18 protein-coding genes are annotated in these 21,668 nt (G+C 55.9%); 17 read left to right on the top strand and 1 reads right to left on the bottom strand.

Going from position 1 to position 21,668, the window contains the following annotated elements; genetic code table 11:
• Positions 1-104 precede the first annotated feature (104 nt).
• Complete coding sequence (locus NMUL_RS13395; protein ID WP_011381859.1) at positions 105-1,430, bottom strand: glycerophosphodiester phosphodiesterase family protein; 1,326 nt, start codon at positions 1,428-1,430, stop codon at positions 105-107.
• A 237-nt stretch (positions 1,431-1,667) separates the two neighbouring features.
• Here NMUL_RS13395 and NMUL_RS13390 point away from each other — a divergent pair, with 237 nt between their 5' ends.
• The 17 genes from NMUL_RS13390 (at position 1,668) to rpsO (ending at position 21,634) form a co-directional block, all read left to right on the top strand.
• The gene (locus NMUL_RS13390; RefSeq protein ID WP_011381858.1) at positions 1,668-3,323 is read left to right on the top strand and encodes a DUF2341 domain-containing protein; all 1,656 of its coding nucleotides are present in this window, start codon (positions 1,668-1,670) and stop codon (positions 3,321-3,323) included.
• Positions 3,324-3,332: 9 nt separating this feature from the next.
• Positions 3,333-3,737 carry an ExbD/TolR family protein gene (locus NMUL_RS13385; protein ID WP_011381857.1) on the top strand — a complete coding sequence of 135 codons (405 nt, stop codon included), beginning with the start codon at positions 3,333-3,335 and terminating at the stop codon, positions 3,735-3,737.
• Positions 3,738-3,751: 14 nt separating this feature from the next.
• Positions 3,752-4,429, top strand: coding sequence for a TonB C-terminal domain-containing protein (locus tag NMUL_RS13380; RefSeq protein ID WP_049783125.1), 678 nt, complete (start codon positions 3,752-3,754; stop codon positions 4,427-4,429).
• A 15-nt stretch (positions 4,430-4,444) separates the two neighbouring features.
• Positions 4,445-6,130, top strand: coding sequence for a putative porin (locus tag NMUL_RS13375; RefSeq protein WP_011381855.1), 1,686 nt, complete (start codon positions 4,445-4,447; stop codon positions 6,128-6,130).
• A 13-nt stretch (positions 6,131-6,143) separates the two neighbouring features.
• Entirely contained in the window at positions 6,144-6,821 is a 678-nt protein-coding gene (locus NMUL_RS13370; RefSeq protein WP_011381854.1) for a hypothetical protein, read from the top strand.
• Between the two features lie 151 nt (positions 6,822-6,972).
• Entirely contained in the window at positions 6,973-7,440 is a 468-nt protein-coding gene (locus NMUL_RS15800; RefSeq protein WP_011381853.1) for a hypothetical protein, read from the top strand.
• Positions 7,441-7,694: 254 nt separating this feature from the next.
• Positions 7,695-8,264 (top strand): anthranilate synthase component II, encoded by a 570-nt coding sequence (locus NMUL_RS13360; RefSeq protein WP_011381852.1) that lies wholly within the window; start codon positions 7,695-7,697, stop codon positions 8,262-8,264.
• A 72-nt stretch (positions 8,265-8,336) separates the two neighbouring features.
• Positions 8,337-9,389, top strand: a complete 1,053-nt coding sequence (trpD, locus tag NMUL_RS13355) for an anthranilate phosphoribosyltransferase (protein ID WP_011381851.1) — start codon at positions 8,337-8,339, stop codon at positions 9,387-9,389.
• Between the two features lie 2 nt (positions 9,390-9,391).
• The gene (gene trpC / locus NMUL_RS13350; RefSeq protein ID WP_041352637.1) at positions 9,392-10,225 is read left to right on the top strand and encodes an indole-3-glycerol phosphate synthase TrpC; all 834 of its coding nucleotides are present in this window, start codon (positions 9,392-9,394) and stop codon (positions 10,223-10,225) included.
• Positions 10,226-10,473: 248 nt separating this feature from the next.
• Positions 10,474-11,757 (top strand): porin, encoded by a 1,284-nt coding sequence (locus tag NMUL_RS13345; RefSeq protein WP_011381849.1) that lies wholly within the window; start codon positions 10,474-10,476, stop codon positions 11,755-11,757.
• A gap of 480 nt (positions 11,758-12,237) precedes the next feature.
• Complete coding sequence (gene hpnH / locus NMUL_RS13340) at positions 12,238-13,347, top strand: adenosyl-hopene transferase HpnH (RefSeq protein WP_011381848.1); 1,110 nt, start codon at positions 12,238-12,240, stop codon at positions 13,345-13,347.
• Positions 13,348-13,679: 332 nt separating this feature from the next.
• Positions 13,680-14,309, top strand: a complete 630-nt coding sequence (locus tag NMUL_RS13335; RefSeq protein ID WP_049783186.1) for an HpnM family protein — start codon at positions 13,680-13,682, stop codon at positions 14,307-14,309.
• A 413-nt stretch (positions 14,310-14,722) separates the two neighbouring features.
• Entirely contained in the window at positions 14,723-17,395 is a 2,673-nt protein-coding gene (locus tag NMUL_RS13325; RefSeq protein ID WP_011381846.1) for an MMPL family transporter, read from the top strand.
• A gap of 122 nt (positions 17,396-17,517) precedes the next feature.
• A complete protein-coding gene (locus tag NMUL_RS13320) occupies positions 17,518-18,288 on the top strand; it encodes an MlaA family lipoprotein (RefSeq protein WP_104009650.1) in 771 nt (256 codons plus the stop codon).
• 204 nt (positions 18,289-18,492) lie between these two features.
• Positions 18,493-20,454, top strand: coding sequence for a squalene--hopene cyclase (gene shc, locus NMUL_RS13315; protein WP_011381844.1), 1,962 nt, complete (start codon positions 18,493-18,495; stop codon positions 20,452-20,454).
• Entirely contained in the window at positions 20,406-21,224 is an 819-nt protein-coding gene (locus tag NMUL_RS13310) for a phosphorylase family protein (RefSeq protein WP_238529823.1), read from the top strand. The genes shc and NMUL_RS13310 overlap by 49 nt, the downstream gene beginning before the upstream one ends.
• Before the next feature lie 140 nt (positions 21,225-21,364).
• Positions 21,365-21,634: a 30S ribosomal protein S15 gene (gene rpsO / locus NMUL_RS13305; RefSeq protein ID WP_011381842.1), complete on the top strand. Its 270-nt coding sequence runs from the start codon at positions 21,365-21,367 to the stop codon at positions 21,632-21,634.
• The last annotated feature ends 34 nt before the right edge of the window (positions 21,635-21,668 follow it).

The raw sequence follows: 21,668 nt of genomic DNA, 5'->3' as shown, positions 1-21,668 counted from the left end.
CAGGGCACGTAGATTCTGTTTTTTCTGCTTGCATGATCCTTGAGGTCTCCCGGATCGGCAGGTGTGTGATAAAAGGTATGAGGGAGGTCCGGGGCAAGGGCCTGCTATTTCAGCTTCATGCAATTAGCGTAATAGCTTACGGTGGCCGGCCAATCGCTGAAGATACCGAGGACGCCCACTTCCCTGTTCAAAACATCCAGCACTTTCATCACATCGCCTTCGCGCCTTATCGCCGAATCGAAAGTCTGGTAATAAAAGCCGTTATCGCCGTCAGCTAGTATTCCGGAGCGCTCCAGCGTCCAGGTGATGAGGCCTAGTCCTGCGGCCCTGGCCTGCAGGGCGTAGCTGGACGGGATGATATTGCCGCCCCCATCGACATCCAGCAGCGCGAATATGGGAGGGGCGACAATATTGATGCCCTCGGCTTTGTAAGCGGTCAACTGACTGGCATTGGGAAGATCAGCGACCGTATTGGCGTCGTCGAGATAAACCGCCTGCCTCCCGAACTCGGGCTCCCTGGCGATCCAGTAACGGATATCGCGGATATCGAAGGACTGCGGAAAGACATCGCGAGGTTTGACATCGGCAGCCTTGTACTCGTCGATCATCTGTTGAGCATAATGTTCCTGCGTGTAGTCGCCGACTCCGTCGCCATCGCTGTCATAAGGCATTGCCACCTCCGCGCTCTTGAGTTCGGGTGTCATTTTTGCCCCCAGCTTGCTGAAGAGTTCGATACTCTCCCGGTGGCTGAGCAGGGTTCCACTGGTAGGGCCGGCATACAAGTCAGTGCGCCATGCAGGTGTGCCGCCCACGTATTCCGCCACATTCCTCGCCCCGGGGTTGAAGGCGTCCATCTTGCCTTTCAGGCTCTTGAATTCATCCAGAGTGATGTCGCTCGTGCAGCAACGGGCGGAAGCCTCCTGGATCAGGTTTCCCGAAGCATCGAACTGGGCGGGTGTAAAAGGGCGCGTGCATTTTTCGGCAAGCGGTGTTTCCAGAATATTCGTGGTGGTGTGCAAATCACACTGAGAATGGCGGCATACCAGTTCCTTGTCCCGGGTGAATGTTACGTCGCACTCGAGAATGCCGGCCCCCATGCGGGCGGCCGCCCGGTAGGACTCCGCCGTGTGCTCGGGAAACTGCAGTGGCGCGCCGCGATGACCGATGGAGAAGTATGTTTTCCTGAAGGGGCCGGCACCGCAACGTGCGAGCTTGCTCTTGAGTTCACCGCCCTCCATGTCCTCCACAAGGAAAAAAGGACGAGGGCCGAGTTGAACATTGCCGCTGGAATTGTCAGGAGAAGCATCATGGAAGGAAGTTCCTTCCATGCCGTCGTTTCTTCCGCTGGCCAGGGCGGGCGCAATAACCAGTAAGACAAGGAAGAAAAATAAGATTATCAGTACGGGATGGAAGGATGTTTGGCGGATCATGTTGTCATTTCTCCTTTGTTCCAGGGTGGATTCAGCCGCGAGGTGAGTTGCGCAAACGTTAGCCGACTTCTTTTTCATTTTGATGAGAGATTTGTTAAACCTGGATCATGACCTCTCATTCTTTTTCCACAGATTAGTCCCAGGGCAGTCGCATGATCCGTTCGGATCATGATTCATTACCAATGGCTGTAATCAGAGGCAGGGATAATGCCCCCGTGTTTATTGGGGTTAATTTGCATGCGTTTCCTGCCGTTTCTGCTCGCTTTTGTATTGTCGACGTGGTCTTTTTCCAGTCATGCGTGGTGGAATGAGGACTGGACAAGCCGCAAAAAAATAACGCTGGCCGCCCCATCAGGCGAGGTAGCGGATGTGCCCGTATTAATCCGCCTGCATACAGGCAACTTCGATTTTTTCTCGGCAAGCGATAATGGCGGTGATGTGCGGCTGGTCGCAGGAGATGACAAGACCGAACTCAAGTTCCATTTTGAAAAATGGGATGTCGCAAACGAGCTGGCGCTCATCTGGGTGAAAGTACCCAGACTCTCGGCCCAAACCGAAATTTTCCTTTACTACGGTAATGAAAATGCGACATCGGCAGCCGACCCCAAAGGGACGTACGATGCCGGCAGTGCGATCTATCATTTTGCCGAACCCCAGGGAAACCCTCAGGATAGCGGCTCCAACAATCTGCATGCACAGTCCCCTGCGCAACATGTGGCAGCCTCATTTTCGAATGGCGGCGCAGGATTCGATGGCACCCAAAGCGTGATTCTCCCCACGATACAGGCGTCAGGGGGTTACAGCTTCAGCATATGGGTCAAGCCCGCCTCCCTTAGCGGCACCATTTATCAGTCCGATAACGTGAGCGTCTCCCTTGATGGCGGTCTGATCCGGGCACAGGCAGGCGGAGCGGGCGTGATTTCCGACAAACCTCTCAGCGCGGGACAGTGGCATCACATCGGTTTCACGATTTCGGATGCACTGCGTATATATATAGCCGGCAAGGCGGCTGGCGAAGCGCGGAATGCGGTATTGCCTGCGGGCAGCGTGACGCTGGGAGGGAAATTCAAGGGCGAGATGGACGAAGCGCAGGTGTCGGGGCTGGTGCGGGGGGCCGAATGGATTGCGGTTCAGGCTGCTCTGGGGCCGGACGGCAAGCTGGTTGTGATGGGTGAAGAAGAGACCATCGAAGGCGGCTCCGAGGCCTCGCACATGGGCATCATCCTGAAATCGCTGACCGTGGATGGATGGGTTGCGATTGGTCTCCTGACGGTGATGCTGCTGATTGCGATATGGGTAATGTACAGCAAGGCGGTCTACATCAATCGCGTGGATAAGTCCAACAACCGCTTCATGGACAAATTCCGCGAGCTGTCAACCGATCTGGCCATGATAGACAAAGCCCAGGGGTTGGGAAAAGACTTCGAGCATTCCTCTCTTTATCGAATCTATCACATTGGCGCGGTTGAACTGGCGCATCGTTTCCAGGATACGGATGCCGCGCATACCGACAAGTCTTTGACACCCCAATCACTCGATGCCATCCGTGCAAGCCTGGATGCCGGGCTGGTGGAAGAAATCCAGCGTATGAACAGATTCATGGTGCTGCTGACCATTGCCATTTCCGGCGGCCCTTTCATTGGCCTCTTGGGAACCGTGATGGGGGTAATGATCACCTTTGCGGCCATTGCCGCCGCCGGGGACGTCAATGTCAACGCCATTGCGCCTGGCATCGCCGCCGCCCTTGCGGCAACCGTCGCAGGCATGGGTGTGGCGATTCCATCCCTCTTTGGCTACAACTATCTCGCCTCGCGCATCAAGGCCATAGTATCCAGGATGCATATTTTCGTGGACGAGTTCATCACCAAGCTTGCCGAAAACTACAGCCGCTGACGGATTGACATGAAAGTTCAGGAAGAAAACGAGCTTTACGACGAAATCAATGTCGTTCCCATGCTGGATCTCGCCTATGTCTTGCTGGTGATTTTCATCATCATGACAACAGCATCTGTCCAGGGGATAAAGGTCAATCTGCCCAAGGCCAGTAATTCTCCCAGTCTGGCCAAGCCGCAAACCAAGGCGATCACGATCAACGAGAGCGGACAGATTTTTCTGGATGCCTACCCGGTAACACTGGATGAATTGAAAACCCGTTTGAGCCAGTTGAAAGCAGCCAATCCGGAGCTGCCGGTCGTAGTCAAGGGGGATACAGTGGTGCAGTACGGCAAGGTGATGGAAGTCCTCGAATTACTCGGGCAACTGGATATAACGCAACTGGGCCTCGTCACCCAGCGCCTGGTGAAGTAATGGCATGACGGCTGATGGAGGCGTCTAGCCCGGATTCGCCCAATTGGCCTGGCTGGGCACGATGGGGAGTTGTTGTACTTTGCCTGGCGGGGGCGATCATGCTGGGATTATGGCTGAAGGGGCTTCTGGGAAGCGATGAGCCGCCCCCGAAGCGTTCGCTACAGCAAATCACGTTGATCAAGCCTCCGCCTCCTCCCCCTCCGCCCCCGGAGCAGAAGCCGCCCGAACCTGTAGTAAAGGAAGAAGTGAAGCTGCCGGATCCTGCCCCCGAACCCATGGAGAAAGCGGATGAGCCGCCTCCCGGCCCGGATCTGGGGGTCGATGCCGAAGGGACGGGGGATGGCGATGGATTCGGCCTTGTCGGGAAAAAAGGCGGCGCCGATCTAATAGGTGGCGCCAGGGGGAATCCTTGGGCCTGGTATGACGCAATAGTAAACGAGGCGGTGAATTCCGCCTTTCAGGATGCGCTATCGCGGGAACAGGGGCTCAAGGACAAGACGTACCGGGTAGTAGTGAAAGTGTGGATCGATGCCGGTGGGAAAGTGGCACGGGTTGCGCTGGTCGACAAGACCGGCAACCCGCGGGTTGATGAATTGCTGGAAGATGTACTGCAGAGCTTGAAGGCGTTGCGCGAAGGTCCGCCGGCAGACATGCCGCAGCCGTTAAAAATACGCGTGACCTCGCGCGCCTGATGTCCGGAGAACGAAATGAGAATCCCTGCGATGCTCGCAGGCGCGGTCATGGCCTTGGCGGCCATGGGCAGCGTCGACGCAAAAACTGAAGAGCACGAAAAGATAGAAGTCCTGTATGAGACTACCCTGAACCTGATTCATCTCCTGGTGGAGCAGGGCGTCATCAAGCAGGAGGTTGCTGATGAAATGATCAGGAAGGCGGAGCAGAAAGCGAAAGCCTCCCAGCAGCAAGCACGGGAACAGGGTGGGCAGCCCCCCGCCGGGGAGCCGAAAAAGGGCGAGGTACGGGTGACTTACGTTCCCGAGCACATCAAGAAAGAGATTCGTGATCAGTTGCGCGAGGAAGTGGTGGGCCAGGCCAAGCAGGAACGCTGGGGCAATGTAAATGCCACTCCTGAATGGCTGGATCGCTTTACCCTGGAAGGGGATATAAGGTTGCGCGAGCAGGCGGATTTCTTCGGTGACCGCAATGCGCCGGCAGCCAATTTCCAGGCGATCGGTCAGCAAATCGACAACACGACCAAAGACAGTCATCACCGCGAGCGCATCCGCATGCGTCTCGGGATTAATGCCAATGTCACGCGGGGAGTAGATCTGGGGCTTCGCTTGACCACCGGTAATGTCAACGGGCCGGCCGTCACGGGGGACTTGATGGGCGGATCCCCCACCTCTACCTTGCAGACGCTGGGCACTTACAACAGTAAATTCAGTTTCGTGCTGGATCAGGCTTATCTCAAGCTTTCCCCCTGGGACTGGCTGACTGTCAGCGGAGGGCGTTTTCCCAATCCTTTCTTCGTGGGCACGGTTGGCAACATATATACCGGCACAATCGGGAAAGCGCCCCACACCATCCCCACCGCTGGCGTGGTGCATACGGACCTGCTGTGGGACGCGGACGTGAACTTCGAGGGACTCGCGGTCAATCTTCATCCCTGGAAGAAGCAGGAGCGAACGATCAAGCCGTTTCTCAATGCGGGCATATTTCCATTGCAAAAAATAAATCAAAGCGAGACGGTCAAAGCCAAGGATAAGTGGTTTTATGGCGCCCAGGCCGGAATAGAGTGGGTTCCGGAAGGTGCCGACACCAAAATCCGGCTGGGGGCAGCTTATTATGATTTTGAAAATATCAGTGGTGTTCGCAATCCCAACTTCGGCGATACCCTTTTCAACCAGACTGCCCCGTTATTCCGCCAAAAAGGCAACAGTCTTTTCAACATCGACAACGATGGCGACCCGACCACGAACTTATGGGCCCTGGCTTCTGATTACAAGATCGCAAACGCGACCCTGGTGGCCGACTACTCCAGATTCAAGCCTATCCATGTAATCGGAACGCTGGATTATGCGCGCAATGTGGGGTATGACCAGGACAGGATTCTTGCCCGCACCGGCCAGGATATCAAGCCGGAAATCAATGCATACCAGGCTCGCCTCACGGTGGGTTATCCGGTCATTTCCGAGCGGCATCAGTGGCAGGTTCTCGGGTTTTACCGCCGGTCGGAGCGGGATTCGATGCTGGACGCCTTTACCGATTCCAATTACCTGCTGGGCGGCACCAATCACAAGGGCTACACCATTCAGGGTTTGTATGGCGTAGCCCATAATACCTGGGTGGGACTTCGCTATATGTCATACGACAATATCAGCGGATTGCCGCTGTCGATCGATTCCGTCAATCTGGATCTGAACGCCAGATTCTGAAGAAAAGAATATCATGAGCCGCCGGAAAAAAAAGCTTCTGCCGCTCCTGGTCCGGGGGATGATCGTTGCTCTGTTGGCAGCCTCCTGGCCCTCCGCCGGCACAGCGGGCACCGCCGCCGACAGGAATGCCAAGAAAGAGCGACAGATGCTGCGGCGCATGCAACAGCAGCTGAACGAAATGCAGCAGCAGAAATCGGCACTCGATCAGGAGAAAACGGCGCTGGAAGAAACGCTGAAGAATGCCGGCAGGGAAACGGAGTCTCATAAAAAGTCTGCGGCCAGTGCCGCAGCCAAGGCGTCTCGCCTCCAAAAGGATATTGAAGCGGCAAGCCGGGAAAAAGCGGAATTGAGCGCCCAACTCAAGGAAGCGCAGAAACAGAACCAGGAACTCGATCTCCAGCGCAAACAGCTGGAACAGGATCTGAAGATCACGGCAGCGGCGCTGGCAAAGGAGGGAGAACACAGAAACCTGTGTGAAACGAATAACGGGGAGCTCTATCGCATCGGGCGCGAGCTGGTGGATTGGTATACCAGCAAGGGGCCTCTGAACGCGATCCTGGAGGCCGAACCGTTCACCGGGATGAAGAGCGTCGAAATGGAAAATCTGCTCGAAGGTTATCGCGAAAAGCTTGAAACCCGGCATCTGGAACCTTCCACCAGCCGCGAAATCCACGGGCATCTGCTACCATAGGGAAGCGAGCGGATGAGTCTTATGTTTCCCGATGTTCCGGGGTATCCGTCTGCCAGTCCAGTTTGACTGGTAACTATTGCATCAAGGGAAGCACTATCGTTTGTTTATGGCTTCAGGATGTATATCCCCTTGACCCTTTTCAGGAGAAATCATGACGTCAGCAGCAGGCAGGCAGAATTCAAGAAAACAGAATTCAAGAAAACCTGGCCGGACAGCAAAGGAAGCGGCAATATCACAAAATGACCCCCTGGCTTCCGCCCCGACGGAGACGCCAGCGGAAGTTGTCAGACCTCGCAGGCCGAGGGCATCGGACAAGAGCGGTGAGTACAGCCCGAAAGAAGACAAACCGCGGAAGCGCGTAGCGGAGGCAAGATCAGGGAAGGAAATGGACGCGAACGCAGGGGAGTTTTCCAATACCCCCACGCCGAAGAAAAATAAACGGATACGCGACAGTTATTCTATCCCTGAGAACGAGCACAAGCAGATTTCCGTGCTTAAGAAACGGTGTCTGGATCAGGGACGGCGGGCGAAGAAGAGCCAGATTTTGCGGGCTGGCATCCTCGTGCTGGCGCAAATGGACGACACCGAACTTCTCGCTGTCATGGAACGGATCGGGTGACCGCGTAGGGATTTTTCATCAGCGATCCAGCGATCCTCATCGCTGACCGCATCGCTCCTGACAGCACAGAATTTCTTTCCGTTTCTTTTCGCCTCTTTTCGTCTCCGGACGTTCGGCTCTTTGCTTGAAGGAGCCGGCGTATCAAACCTTTCCGTTGGTCTTGCCCGTCGGATTTGGAGAAGAGATAATACCGGTCTCTTTGCTATCCTGGTTGCATCCTTCAGGGGTAGACTTCATCGGGTGGATTTCTTACTATGCTGTTGATGATCGATAATTACGATTCCTTTACTTATAACCTGGTCCAGTATTTTGGTGAACTGGGCGAGGAAGTGAAAGTGTTTCGCAATGATGAAATCACCCCTCAAGAAGTTGCACAGTTAAAGCCTGAGCGCATCGTGATCTCCCCAGGCCCGTGCACGCCGAGCAAGGCTGGAATCTCCATATCCCTGATCGAGCGCTACAATGAGCAGATCCCCCTGCTGGGTGTCTGTCTCGGTCATCAGAGCATAGGGCAGGCCTTCGGCGGAAAAATAATTCATTCGGCACGACCGATGCACGGCAAGACCTCGCTTATCTTTCATGATGGGGCGGGAGTGTTTCGTGGTTTGCCCAACCCGTTCACCGCAATCCGTTACCACTCTCTTGTCATTGAACGGGAAACTCTGCCCGACTGCCTGGAAATGACCGCCTGGACCGAAGATGGAGAAATCATGGGTGTGCGTCACAAGACCCTGCCCATCGAAGGTGTGCAGTTTCATCCGGAATCCATCCTGACCGAGCATGGGCACACATTGCTCGGGAATTTTCTGAACAGTGAAAACTGAGGGAAGTGGCATGAATCCCAGCCAAAGGGTTGAAAGGATTGATGGGGCGGCATCATTCAGTAGCAGGCCACTGTGAGTCCGCAGGAAGCATTGACGCGCCTCATCGAGCACCGTGAAATCTTTCATGATGAAATGCTGTCGCTCATGCGACAGATCATGCGCGGAGAACTCTCCCCCACGCTGATTTCAGCGATTATTACCGGGTTGCGTGTAAAGAAGGAAACCGTGGGCGAGATCGCTGCTGCGGCACAGGTAATGCGCGAATTTGCCGCCCCCGTGCAAGTGGAGGATGACCGCCTCGTCGATACATGTGGAACAGGAGGGGATAGTGCCCATACTTTCAACATTTCCACCACCGCTGCGTTCGTCGCTGCGGCTGCCGGCGCACGCGTGGCGAAACATGGCGGACGCTCTGTTTCCAGCAAATCGGGAAGTGCCGATGTGCTCGAAGCACTGGGTGTCAATCTCGACCAGACACCCGCGCAAATAGCGGAGAACATAAGGGAAATCGGGCTCGGTTTCATGTTCGCGCCCAATTTCCACAGCGCCATGAAACATGCCGCCTCGGTACGGCGGGAACTGGGGGTGCGCACCCTGTTTAATATCCTCGGGCCGCTGACCAATCCCGCCGGAGCAAAAAATCAACTGCTGGGCGTGTTCCATCCCGATCTCGTGGGCATCGTCACACGCGTTTTGCATCGCCTGGGCAGCCGTCATGTCATGGTGGTTCATGGCTGCACCGGCAACCAAGGCGGACTGGATGAGATTACGATTGCTGGCGAGACGCTGGTGGGTGAACTCAGGCACGGCCAGATCCTCGAATATACCATCAGGCCGGAAGATTTCGGCATGAAAGCGGCTCGCATTGAAACCATACAAGCGCATGACACCGCTCAGTCTGCGGAGATGCTGAGAGCGATATTGAATAATCAGCCGGGGCCGCCGCGGGATATCGTATTGCTGAATGCGGGCGCCACGATTTATGTGGCAGGTATCGCAGAGTCGCTCGCGCAAGGTGTAAAAAAAGCGCATGCCGCCATAGAAAGCGGCGCCGCGAGGAAAAAATTGCAGGAGCTGGTGGAATTCTCGAACCGGCAGAACCGCGGTGAGGTTTCTCTTGTTTGATCATGGCTAATATTCTTCAGGAGATTGTGGCGACAAAGCGACAGGAGATTGCGGCATTGAAAGCGCAGGGTTCTCTCGCCGTGCTTCGCCGCCAGGCGGAAGCGTTACCGCCGCCAAGGGATTTCATTGGGGCGCTTCGCAAGAAGCTCGCCCTGGGATTACCGGCCGTCATTGCGGAAATAAAGAAGGCCAGTCCCAGCAAGGGCGTGTTGCGTGAGCAGTTCGACCCTGCCGCCATCGCCGTGAGCTATGGCCAGCATGGCGCGGCCTGTCTGTCGGTTCTGACGGACCAGCAGTATTTCGGTGGCAGCGCGGAATATCTGAAGCAGGCCAGAAGCGCCTGCGACCTGCCGGTCCTGCGCAAGGATTTCATGCTGGACGAATATCAGGTCGCCGAGGCAAGGCTCATGGGTGCGGATTGCATCCTCATCATTGTCGCCGCCTTCCGCGATCCTTTCATTTCGGCCGGGAGCCACCGGCAGCAGGAAGAAGCGGTAGTGGAAATGCGCAAGCTGGAGTCGTTGGCTCATGCGCTCGGGATGGCCGTTCTGGTGGAGGTTCATGATGGGGCGGAACTCGAGCTGGCGCTGGAGTTGGCGTCTCCCCTGATCGGCATCAATAACCGCAACCTGCATACGTTTGAAACCCGCCTGGATACGACCCTGCATCTGCTAGACCGCATTCCCCCAGACCGTATGGCCATCACCGAAAGCGGGGTACTCACACCTGACGATGTTGCGCTGATGCGCGGGCACGGGGTAGGCATCTTCCTCGTGGGCGAAGCCTTCATGCGGGCTCCCGATCCCGGGACCGAGCTGGCGAGGTTGTTCGGGTAATTCATCAATCCGTCCGGGTTGCATTCAACTCAAAGGCTTCCGAAGGTTCCCCTGCTTTGTTGCAAAAAAGCAACACATATCCCTGCCCACCTCCTAAACTCTCTTTATTTCCTTGCTAGGCTTTGTTACGTTAGGCACAATCTCTCAACCCTCTCATTTTCGGGAGGTCCAGGCAGCGGGAATAAACTCCCACCGAAATAGGGTCGGTGCGAGGCCCCACCGTTTCAACTTTAAAGGAGATTTTCCACATGAAAAAGAAACTGATTGCGCTGGCCGTCGCCGGTGCACTCGCGGCCCCGGTGGTTGCATCCGCTCAGGGGACAAACGTTACGCTTTTTGGTCGGGCACAAGCTGAATACAGTCTCGTTGATTTCGCTGGTCAGCCCAGCCAGGGAGCGCTCCAGGACAATTCCCGCTCTTCCCGCTGGGGTCTGCAGGTTACAGAAGATCTGGGCAATGGCCTGAAAGCAAATGCCCGTCTCGAATTCGGGCTTAACACCGGCTCCGGTTCCGCCACCACGCCTCGCGAGCAGTGGGTCGGCCTCTCCCACAGCCACTGGGGCGATATCAGGTTCGGTCGTCTCCAGTCCCCCTTCAAGGATTTTGCCGGGGGCATGACAATCGATCCGTTCGCCTACACGACCCTGCAAGCGAATGGCGCCGGCGGTACCATGTCCGGTGCGGCGAATGGCATGGGTTCCGGTGCGAATACTTTCGTCAACAGCGCCATTCGTTATGACTCCGCAAGCATCGAAGGGTTCACCTTCTCGGGTATCCTGATGCCGGGCGATGCCAATTCTCTCAATCCTCTTCAGGACGGCAGCCTCCTTTCCGGCTTCCTTCCTGGCGGCCTGGGCAGCAATGGCAATACCGGCGGGCGCAACGGTGAATTCGATGGACAGGCGGCAGCCAAGTACCATGCTGATTTCATGGGCATGGGCCTCGATATCTTCGGCGGCTATTCGCGGGATAATGCCAATGGCATCCAGAAAAGCATCGGCCTCAGAACAGAAGAAATATGGCGCGTGGGCGCTTCATGGGCCTGGGAAAATTTCAAGCTGAGCGGGCAGTATGAAGATGTCAACAACGCGCTCGGGGCGGCCACATGTAGCACTGCCGCTTCCCTGACCGCGAATCCGCTCGATTCCGGACTGGTTTCCGGCCAGTGCAACTCCGCCATGAACTGGGGGGGAGACGGCAATCTCTGGTTTGCCAGCGCCCAATACAGATTGGGCAGCACCACGCTGGTGGCGCAGGGCGGTATGACCAAGGCCCATGCTGGTGGCGTGAATGCCGCGGGCTCACGCAAGGCCGACAGCTTTACCGTGGGTGCGATTCACAACCTGAGCAAGCGCACCAGTCTGTTCGGCGGCTATCAGCACGTGTACGTAACCGACAACAATCCGGCAGGGTCAGGGGTTAATGATCTGGCGCCCGCTCCCGGCGCAACGGTGGGCTACACGGCACCCAACTATGTGGCTCCCGGCAGCAACCGGAGTACCTTCACTATCGGTCTTCGCCACAATTTCTGATTGTTGTTCAACAGCAAGAAAGGGGCGCCTCGGCGCCCCTTTTTTTCCGTCTTCGATTAAATGTCAATTGCATTGAACCGCGACTCCGGACGAACCCGTTTGGCCCCCGCTGGGCAGCCTTGTCGGGCCAGATCATGTTCTCTGCGCGGTTTAACCCTGGATGAGTTGTGAGTTTAGTTTGGAAAATATACGTGTTAACATGCTTACAGGACAAAACGTTACAGCAATCCTGGCAAGAAGAATGACAAGTAACTGTCGGATCGAAAGTGCAGGTGGTTTTCGCAGGGCTTATCGCCTGATTGCCCTATTCTAAGGGCGAACCCAGCTTATTTTTTCCGGGGTTTCGCAAAAACGAACCAGCATTGAAGTGTCCCGGTGCAACTTCAGACAACTTCAGCACCTGCATAACAACAGGAAGAAATCAGGTGACCCCAACCTGACATTAATAAAGTTTACGGAAGTTTTTTGGAGGATTTATACATGGGAGTTCCTTTACGTCAACAGATAGCTGTCGGCACTTATCTGCTCAAGCAAAAGTTGGGAGGAGTAAAAAAATATCCTATGGTCTTGATGCTGGAGCCCCTGTTCCGGTGCAATCTGGCCTGTGCCGGCTGCGGCAAGATCGATTATCCCGACCACATTCTGGACAAGCGGATGTCGTATGAGGAATGCATGCAGGCGGTCGATGAGTGTGGAGCCCCCATGGTTTCCATCCCCGGTGGGGAGCCACTGATACATAAGGAAATGCCGGAGATTGTCAGAGGCATCATTGCGCGCAGGAAATATGTTTATCTGTGTACCAATGCGCTTTTGTTAAAGAAGAAGATTGACGACTATACCCCTTCGCCTTATTTGACCTTTTCCATTCATCTGGATGGTCTGAAGGAAAGGCATGACGCCTCTGTCTGTCAGGACGGAGTGTTCGATCGTGCGGTTGAGGCTATAAAACTGGCGGTTGCCAAGGGATTCAGGGTTACCGTCAATTGCACCTTGTTCCAGGGCGAAACACCGGAAGATGTTGCGGAGTTCCTCGACTATGCGATGGAGCTGGGAGTGGAGGGTGCGACGATCGCGCCCGGGTTCAGTTATGAGCGCGCTCCCAGGCAGGATATCTTCATTAAGGGGAAGGATACCAAGAATCTCTTCAGGGGCATTTTCAAGATAGGCAAGACCCGTAAATGGAAGCTCAATCACTCGTCGCTTTATCTCGATTTTCTCGCGGGTAACCAGAACTATCAGTGCACGCCCTGGGGTAATCCGACGCGCAACATTTTCGGTTGGCAAAAGCCCTGCTATCTGCTTCCGGATGAAGGGTATGCATCCAGTTTCCAGGAGCTGCTGGATGATACTCCCTGGGATAAATATGGCAACAGCAGCAACCCGAAGTGTGCCCAATGCATGGCGCATTGCGGCTATGAAGCCACAGCCGTGGAAGATATGCTGCAGCATCCGCTGAAAGCCCTGCTCACCTCCATCAGGGGACCAAAAACAACCGGACCGATGGTGGCGGAGCCCACGCCGAAATGGGCGCGAGAGGAACTGCAAACCCCGGCCACGCTTGCGGGAATTCCGGTCAAGGTAGAGCGATAGCATTGGCCGTTGCCGAAACAGCGACACTGCGTGTAGCCGGCAGCCCTAAAAATCGATGCATGCTGGTTTGCCCGAGACAACTTTACCGGAGGGGGTCCGATGAATGGCAGGACCTGGCGTCCTGCCGGGTGCGCAGGCGTGAGCGGCAAAAGGCTAAAGGGGTGGGGGATGTAATCGTGGAAGCGTCACGCGGGGGGTATCTGATTTCCGGGGTATAGAAACTATCGGCCACTCGATGCAAAACCCAGCTGGCCGAATATCGCAAGGAATATTGCCGGATGAGATGCCTCATCAAGTCATGTGCATGGACAAACTGCTATAAGATTATCAACATGAAGATCCTGAGTGCACTGAAGTCACTGCTGCAACTTCAAATAATTGTCCTGATGCTTCTGGCGGCGTCTCCCTCCTGGAGCGAAACCCAGGAGTCGGGAACGCCGGAACAAGTCGTCAAACAGTTGCAGGAAGCACTCATCAAGGCGATGCGCGAGGGCGCAAAGCTCGGCTATGAGGGACGCTATGAATTGCTGGCTCCTGTCATCAATCAGACGCATGATCTTGATTTTATCGCGCGCACGTCGCTGGGAGCGAACTGGACCCAATTGAGCGCTGAGCAGCAGCGTACCTTTACAGATACTTTTCGCAAGCTGAGCATAGCTACTTACGCAAGTCAGTTCAAGGAATATGACGGCGAGCGGTTTGAGTCTCTCGAGCGTCAATCCATGCCCCGGGAGCAGGTAATGATACGTAGCAAGTTGATTCAATCCGGCGGCGAGCCAGTACGCTTTGACTACATGCTGCGGCAAGGAAAGGATGGGTGGCGTATCGTGAATATTCTGGCCGACGGTGTCAGCGATCTGGCACTGAAACGGGTCGAGTACAGGGCCATTCTTCAGCGCGACGGTTTCCCAAAGCTCCTCGACATGCTCCAGCAGAAGATCGAGCAGGCAGGAAAAGACTGAACACTGCTCTCACGACAATCTTGAAACAACTTTTCCCACCAGCCCTTGTCGCGCCGGACTTCGAGCCCGTGCCCGCTTCACCCGGAATAAAATCGGTGACATCCAGAGAACCGCATGGGCAAAAGGGGCGGGGCTTGTAATAAGAGGCAGAAACCTTCCGGCCAAACCTTGATCGTCATTTCCGTGAAAGCGGAAATCCACCGGATTTATAATATTATTTCGTTGAAAAAACCGGATAACCGCTTTCGCGGGTATGACGGCAGCTTGATGGACCCAAGGAAAAGCCCGACTTCAGGTTTCCCTTTTTGCATTCTGTTTCGCCAACGACCGGGATTCTTTTTTACCTCGTTCGCTGCTAACCCCCGAAACCATCCTCTAAGCACGGATCGATTCCCCGACATTGCTTCCCCAGCATGACCACAACAGACAACGGCTCGGAAAGCCGCATCTACCGTATTTTTGCAGCTTGGGCCACTGTTTGCTATCGTCATAGCGCCTGGGTTCTTTTCACAGCACTGCTGATTTCCGCAGGATGCAGCATCTACGTCTCGCGCAATCTCGGCATGAATACCGACACAACCGACATGCTCTCCAGGGATCTGCCGTTTCGTGTCAACATCACCCACTACAACAAGACATTTCCGCAGGATGTCGACACGCTTCTGGTAGTGCTGGAAGCGCCGACGCCTGAGCAGGTCCATCAGGCCACCGAACGCCTTGCCGCGCAGCTGAAAAAAGACACTCTCAATTTCGAGGATATCTATCCCCCGACAGCAGGCGACTTCTTCACGCGCAATGGCCTGCTCTATGAAAGCGTTGCGGAACTGCAGCACATAACCGACCGTGTGGCTGCCGCGCAGCCGTTGATGGCCCATATTGCCGGAAATCCTACGCTCGCGGCTTTCGCCGATGTGCTGACGGGCGCGATAGAGGAATTGCAGAAGGGCCGCGACATGGAACTCAGTCCGGTGCTGGGGGCAGTGAGTGACACGATGAAAGCAAGACTGGAAGGAGCGCCGCGTGCGTTGTCGTGGCAAGCCCTCTTCAGCGGCGAATCGCAAAAAAGCAAATACCAGGAATTGATCATAGCCAAGCCGAAGCTCAATTATGATCAGATGTTTCCCGGGGAGCAGGCCATCAACGCGCTATTCGCCGCGGCGGGCGATGCAGGAATTACGGAGGATGGAGCAGTCCGCCTGCGTATTACCGGGGAAGTGGCGTTATCGCATGACGAACTGAGCAGTTCGCTGCTCGGCATGCAATACGCAGGAATCATCACCTTCATCCTGGTTGTCGTGGTTCTTTATTTTGCGATGCGAGCGCCCGGACTGATCATCAACGTACTGGTGTGTCTCGCCATGGGCCTGATTCTTACGGCGGCATTTGCCACCGCCGCAGTAGGTCATGTCAACCTGATCTCCATTGCGTTTGCCGTGCTGTACATCGGTCTGGGGGCCGACTTCGCCATTCACTTTCTGCTGCGTTATCGCGAAGTTCTGGAAAGCGGCAACTCGTCTACCGAGGCGCTGCATGTTTCAGGCGGGGATGCAGGCGCGGCGCTTACTGCCTGTACAATCACAAACGCGATCGGTTTCTACGCGTTCATTCCTACAGATTACAGCGGCGTGGCGGAATTGGGCATCATCTCCGGCACAGGCATGATTATCAGTCTTCTGGTAACTCTTACGGTTGCGCCTGCCCTGCTGCGTTACCTCCCGAAACGACAGCAAGCCAAGGCAAGTGCCCCCCCGAAAGCGTCGGTTGGCAGAGTGCTGGAATTATCCCTGAAGTGGCACAGACTCACCTACGCCGCCACGCTTGCCGCGTCGATTGGCGCGCTTCTTCTGCTGCCTCAGGTGCGGTTCGACTACAATCTCCTGAATTTGCAGGATCAGAAGGGAAAAGCGATACAGGCCTTTCGTGAACTCCTTGCGCAGCCCGATCTCTCGCCGTGGCATTCCGTGGCGCTGGCAGAAGACAAGAAGGAACTGGCCCGTCTGACGCAGGCATTGAGCAAGCTTCCCGAAGTGGAGAAGGTAGTCAGTCTCCCCGACTTCGTGCCGGCCAATCAGGAAGAAAAGCTGCAACTCATCGAGGAAATGGCGTTGACCGTGGGACCGATCGCGGAGGTGGGACAGGATCGCCGCGTGGAGAGTTCCCTCCGGCAACAGCGCGAGGCGCTCGACGCACTGACCGTCGCACTGGACAATTTTATTGCCGCACGCCCGGAGCATGCGGCAGTTCCGGCCGCACGCAAGCTCAGGTCATCCCTGAGCTCCCTGTTTGAACAGCTTGATACAGCCAGTCCTGCCGGCCAGGTCGCCTTGTTGCGGTCCCTGGAGGGAGATCTGCTGGTTACGTTGCCTGCGGCGCTGGAGAGCCTGCGTACGGCGACGGAAGCCAACCTGTTTGGCGAGCAGGATCTGCCGCCATCGTTGAGCAACCGCTGGCAGGCCCAGTCAGGCGAATATCGCTTGGCAATTTATCCATCAGAAGACCTGAACGACAACAATGCATTGCGGCGCTTCGTGCGAAGCGTGCAGAAAGTGGCGCCCGAAGTGACGGGAGCGCCAGTGGTGACCCTTGAAGCGGGCGAGGCGGTAGTGCACGCCTTCATGCAGGCGTTTTTGCTTGCGCTCGTTGGAATTATCGTTGCCCTGCTGGTGTTGTTGCGCAGTGTAAAGTACATGCTGCTGGTCCTGCTCCCGCTGTTGCTGTCCAGCCTGTTTACCGCTGCGTTCACAGTCCTGCTGGATGTTCCGTTCAATTTTGCCAATATCATTGCTCTCCCGCTTTTGCTTGGCCTGGGGATCGATAGCAGCCTGCATATGGTGCATCGCAGTCTGAATAATGAACTGGTAAGCGAGATCCTGATCCATACCAGCACTGCGCGGGCGATTTTTTACAGCGCCCTGACCGCGCTGGTGGATTTCGCAAGTCTGATGTTCTCGTCTCACAGAGGCACTGCGAGTATGGGAATAATGCTTACCGTGGGGCTGGCTTTTACGCTTATCTGTACACTGGTGATACTGCCTGCATTGCTGCGCGCGCCGGCCGCAGGGGCAAAGGCTCGATTTGTGCGTTAGTCCGGCAATAATTGTATACTTCGCACCTGTGGCGGTTTGTGGACATCCCCTTCCATGCGGATTCTGATTCTGAGGGACAGATTAACAGGGACATAGCCTTCCCTTTACGGATGGTGGCAAATATGCGAACTTCCTTCCTGTTGTTGGCATGCATATCACTGTTTACCGGTTGCGCGGCGCTGCATAAGAACGATGCGAGTATCGATACGATCGATCCGAATGAAAGAGCCAATCGACAGTTTTACAATTTTACCGACAAGGTGGATCGCGCCGTTCTGGCGCCGGTTGCGGATGCTTATATAAAGCATGTGCCCGACCCCCTGCAGCGTTCGATTGGCAATTTCTACGACAACCTTGCATATCCCAATGTTATTCTTAATGCTTTCCTGCAAGGTAAAGTACGGCAGGGATTCCAGGACACCCTTCGCTTTGCGGTCAATTCGACCATCGGCCTGGGCGGGCTCTTCGACATGGCAGGGCCCATGGGGTTGCCACAGCATGATGAAGATTTCGGGCAGACCCTCGGCGTCTGGGGCGTTGATACCGGCTCCTACCTTTTTGTCCCTCTGATCGGCCCCAGCAGCTATCGGGATGCGCCCGGCATTCCTGTGAGCGTTTTCAGCAACCTTTTGTTTTATGCGGGTACTGTTGCCAGCAGCGCGGTGGTAGCTCCAATCACGGTTTTAAGTATCATCGACAGGCGGGCGCGATTGTCCGGCCCCATGCGTATTCGGGACCAGGCCGCTCTGGACCCCTATCTTTTCGTTCGCGAAGGTTTTTTACAGCAGCGCAAGCACTTGATCTATGATGGCGACCCGCCGCCCGAAAGCCTGGACGAATTCGCAGATGAGGATTCCGTACAGAACGAGGCCGCGGCCGAGCCATTGCGATGAGATTTTAATCAAATCTCAACTGCTGCTTTCACTTGTCCAGCGGGCGCTGCATCTGCCATAAACATCCTTGCATGAATCTCGACGATGTACCGATTTCGAGGCAGAATCGAGTAAAATCATGCTTTTAATAGTTTTTATGGCTGCACTCACACCCCTGCGATATGGTCTTCCCTGAAACTTTAAAGAGGCGCTAGGTAAAAATACATGAAAAAATTCGGAGGTATGGCGAGAACTTCATTGCAAGCTCAATCCCCGGGCTCAAACAATACTCCCTCAATGGACGAAAAAATGCTGAAAGCGGGACTGGAAGCGGCACGCGGTGCGCTGCTGGCTCAGCAGAGGGAGGATGGCCACTGGTGCTTTCCATTGGAGGCCGATTGCACGATTCCCGCCGAGTATATACTGATGATGCACTTCATGGATGAAGTGGACCTGGATCTGGAGGTCAGGATTGCCCGTTTTATTCGTGAAAAACAGGATGTAGCGCACGGAGGCTGGCCGCTCTACTACGGCGGTGAATTCGATCTGAGTTGTTCGGTCAAGGCCTATTATGCTCTGAAAATTGTGGGGGACTCCCCGGACGCGCCCCACATGGTGCGTGCGCGTGCAGCAATTCTGAAACATGGCGGCGCAGCGAGAGCAAATGTATTTACACGCCTGCTGCTTGCCATGTATGACCAGCTTCCCTGGCGAGGCGTGCCATTTGTGCCGGTGGAAATCATACTGTTCCCCAAGTGGTTTCCATTCCATACCAGCAAGGTCGCATACTGGTCGCGGACCGTAATGGTTCCGCTATCTATCCTGTGCAGCCTGAAGGCGCGCGCGGCGAATCCGCGCAAAGTCGCCATTCGTGAATTGTTTACGGTACCTCCGGGGGAGGAGCGGAATTATTTTCCGGTACGTACTGCGCTCAATCGCGTGTTTCTGCTGATCGAGCGCACTCTCTCCCTGCTCGAACCCTTCATACCCCAAGGGGTGCGCAGATTGGCGCTGCGGCGGGCGGAAAGCTGGATCGTGGAAAGGCTGAACGGCGACTCAGGCCTGGGGGCGATCTTTCCTGCCATGGTGAATGCCGGCGAAGCTCTGGCATTGCTTGGATACCCATATGATCATCCCGCGCGGGAGCAATGCCGCAAGGCGCTGCGCCTGCTGCTGGTGGAGGAAGGCGAGCGTACCTGGTGCCAGCCCTGTGTTTCCCCAGTATGGGATACCGTCCTGACCTGTCTCGCCTTTCAGGAGGATACGGAGGTCGATCAGAAGCCCATCCGGAAAGCGCTCGACTGGCTGGTTCCCTGTCAGGTGCTCGATGCGCCGGCGGACTGGCAAGAAGATCATCCCGGATTACCGGGCGGGGGCTGGGCTTTTCAGTATGCAAATCCCCACTATCCCGATCTCGACGACACGGCTGCGGTGGCGTGGGCACTGTACCAGGCCGACCCTAAGGCTTATCAGGAAAGCATCAGCCGGGCCGCCGACTGGCTGGCGGGGATGCAGTCCAGCAATGGGGGGTTTGCGGCTTTCGACAGCGACAATACGTATTACTATCTCAACGAGATCCCGTTTGCCGATCATGGGGCGCTCCTTGATCCTCCCACCAGTGATGTTTCCGCCCGCTGTGCAGGTTTTCTCGCCTTGTACGGCCAGTCCAGGCATAAACAGGCGCTGGAACGGAGTCTGGCATACCTCTTCAATGAACAGGAGGCCAGTGGCGCCTGGTTCGGCCGCTGGGGCAGCAATTACATCTATGGAACGTGGTCTGTGCTGGAGGCCTTCCGTCTGGCCGGGATAGATGCCGGTCATCCTGCCATCCGACGCGCGGTGCACTGGCTCAAATCCGTGCAGCGGGAGGATGGCGGATGGGGAGAAAGTAACGACAGCTATCTTTCCCCCCAGCAGGCAGGCCAGTTTCATACCAGTACTTCTTTTCATACCGCATGGGCACTGCTTGCACTGATGGGAGCCGGCGAATGGCGAAGTCATGAGGTTCACCGGGGAATTGCCTACCTCTTGCGGGAACAGGACAGCGACGGGCTCTGGCATGAGCCCTGGTTTACCGCTCCCGGCTTCCCGCGGGTTTTCTACCTCAAGTACTACGGGTATACGAAATATTTCCCGGTATGGGCATTGACCCGATTTCATGCATTGAACCGGAAGTTCCCCGGGTGACGGCGGTCGGCATCATTGTCGCCATGCGGATGGAGGCGGGTTGCATAACGCCATTGCGCCTCTCCTTCAATCAAAGGACAGATCTCGGGAATGGCGCTGCCGTCTGGCTGTGTGGAGTGGGGGCAGAGGCGGCCGGTGCAGCCGCAACCGGACTGAAGAATGCAGGAGCTGCTGCACTGATGAGTTTCGGCTTTGCGGGCGCATTGCATGCAGGCCTGAACTCGGGAGCGTTGGTGCTGCCAGAGTCGATCCATACGGGCGGTTGTCTCCTGCCGGTTGATTTGAATTGGCGCGCCCGTCTGCTGGGATGCCTGCCCGATCAGCTGAATGTGGCAGGTGGAATCCTGGCTGCCAGCAGCAAGGTGCTTACCTCCACTTCTGCAAAACGCGAGCTGGCCGAAGCCACCGGCGCGAACGCAGTAGATATGGAAAGCGGCGCAGTCGCCGAAGTTGCCACGAATGCCGGATTGCCATTCATGGTAGTACGCGCTATTTCAGATCCCCTCGACTTCTCACCCCCGCGTGTTCTGCTTGAGGCAGTACGACCGGACGGAAGTCCTCACCTGAGACGCTTGCTGGGGCTGTTGCTGAAGCGCGCGCTGACTCTCGGCACGCTCCTGCGGCTGGCATCGGACGCGCGAGCCGCGCGCTCTACCCTGTCGACCGTAGTACGATACGCCGATGCGGAAATGCGCGCCGTTCATTCACCCGCGCCCTCGCTTGGTGGATATGTCGCCAGGCGGCAAGCCATCGGCTCTGATCGTTCTTGAGGTGGGTGATCAGCGTATGAACTTCCCGCAGTGGATGTGTAACGCCTGCCGGCGCACTGGAAGTCCAATAATGTCTTGAGAATTCACCCTGTTAAAGAGTAAAATGTCGCCCTTTCGCATCAGGCGTAATGGAGAGTAGCATGGCAGTCACAACCGATCAAAAAGCACAGGTGGTGCGCGATTATCAACGGGCCGCAGGAGACACGGGTTCTCCCGAAGTGCAGGTAGCGTTACTGACCGCGCGTATCAACGATCTGGCCGATCATTTCAAAACGCATGTCAAGGATCATCACTCCCGCCGCGGTTTGCTGCGGATGGTAAGCCGTCGGCGCAAGCTGCTCGATTATTTGAAGCAGAACAGTGTGGAGAGCTACCGGACGCTGATAGAACGGCTTGGCCTGCGCAAGTAAAAGTAAATCCCCGATTGAGATAGCAGCGGAATAA

Source organism: Nitrosospira multiformis ATCC 25196, assembly GCF_000196355.1.
Taxonomy (GTDB): domain Bacteria; phylum Pseudomonadota; class Gammaproteobacteria; order Burkholderiales; family Nitrosomonadaceae; genus Nitrosospira; species Nitrosospira multiformis.
The sequence above is the reverse complement of the archived record's forward strand: the minus strand, read 5'-3'. Positions and strand labels throughout refer to the sequence as shown.